This is a genomic window from Mesorhizobium sp. B1-1-5 (assembly GCF_006443065.1).
Taxonomy (GTDB): domain Bacteria; phylum Pseudomonadota; class Alphaproteobacteria; order Rhizobiales; family Rhizobiaceae; genus Mesorhizobium.
In genome coordinates this window covers 1-1,394 of record NZ_VFWS01000391.1, presented here as the reverse complement: position 1 = coordinate 1,394, position 1,394 = coordinate 1, and the positions used below count along the sequence as shown (strand labels likewise).

At 63.5% G+C, this 1,394-nt stretch carries 2 protein-coding genes and 1 pseudogene; all 3 read left to right on the top strand.

Translation table 11 applies throughout. The features are described from left to right. On the top strand, positions 1–376 hold a 376-nt coding region (locus FJ980_RS31690), incomplete at its 5' end, for a hypothetical protein (protein ID WP_140547447.1). Between the two features lie 117 nt (positions 377–493). Continuing rightward, a pseudogene (locus tag FJ980_RS36015) lies at positions 494–799 on the top strand (hypothetical protein); the annotation flags it as partial. 100 nt (positions 800–899) lie between these two features. Beyond that, positions 900–1,394 (top strand): DMT family transporter (locus FJ980_RS31680; protein ID WP_140547446.1); only part of this gene is annotated, 495 nt, incomplete at its 3' end.

The window sequence follows — 1,394 nt, the reverse complement described above, 5'->3', positions numbered from 1 at the left end:
GGTCTGGACCTTTCCCGATGATGTTTTCACCGACCGCCAGCCCGAACCGGACAACGGTGACGGCCAGCAATGGCTCGCGCCCGACGGCGCCAGCCTGATCTGTTCCGGCATCCTGAATATCGACAACGACACGCCGAGACACTTCGTCGCGACCGAGAAAGCCAGCACGGAGGCGGGTTACAAGGTCACCTACAGCAGGACGGGAAAGGACTGGGCCGTGCTTTCGGGGCTGAAGGCCGGGAACATCTTTTATGAGCGCCGCCTGTTCGGCAAGGACGGCGTCATCCGCACCGTCTGGATCGAATATCCGCCGGCCGTGAAGTCGAAATACGACCCGCTGGTCGGCGCCATCGCCGCCAGCCTCGAGGGACCGTGACTATTGCGGCCATGCCGCAATAAATCTCCGCCGGCGGATGCCCGCCTGATTTACCCCAGCCGTTTTCGCGCCTAGCCTTCCATCCGGTAGCGGCTTTCGCTCCGTGGGGAAAACATTATGCGCAAATTCATCTTTTCTGTTGCCTTGCTCGGCCTCGCCGCCATGCCGGCGGCGGCGCAATCCATCGGCGGCACTTACGATGTCGCCGGCACCAATTTCGATGGTTCGGCCTATGGCGGCGAAGCAACCATCACGCTGACAAGCGGCACGACCTGCACGATCCATTGGGAAACCGGCGGCTCGTCCTCGGACGGCATCTGCATGCGCAACGACAACGCCTTCTCGGCCGGCTATGTCCTGGGCAAGGAGATCGGCCTTGTCGTCTACAAGATGGATGACGACGGCTCGCTGCACGGCCTGTGGAAATTCTGGGCCGCGATCAAGGCCGTGGCCCAGCCCTTTGTCGTTGCTGTTTCGGTCCCGGCTGCTACAGGCTTTTTTCAAAGCAGAACCGGTAGAGATCTTGCCCCTTTCTCCCAATCTTCGCGGTGCGTTGTTCATGGTGGTGGCGATGGCCGGCTTCACCCTCAATGACGCCATCACCAAATATTCGTCGCAGTCGATGAACATAGCGCAGGTCATGCTGATCAGAGGCGCATTTGCCTCGCTCTTCGTCGGCCTGCTTGCCTGGCAGCGCGGCGCGCTGGTCCGTCCGCGCTCGATGCTGCAGCCGCTGGTGGCACTGCGCGTCCTTGCCGAGGCCGGCGCGACGGTGACCTTCCTGGTCGCGCTTGCCCATTTGCCGATCGCCAGCGTCTCGGCCGTCCTGCAGGCACTGCCGCTGGCCGTGACAATGGGCGCGGCCCTTGTCTTGGGCGAGGCGGTCGGCTGGCGCCGCTGGCTGGCGATCGCCGTTGGATTTGCCGGCGTGTTGGTCGTGGTGCGCCCGGGCTTCGAGGGGTTCAGCATGTTTTCGCTCGTGGCGCTGGCCAGCGTCGCCTGCTGCGCAGTGCGCGAC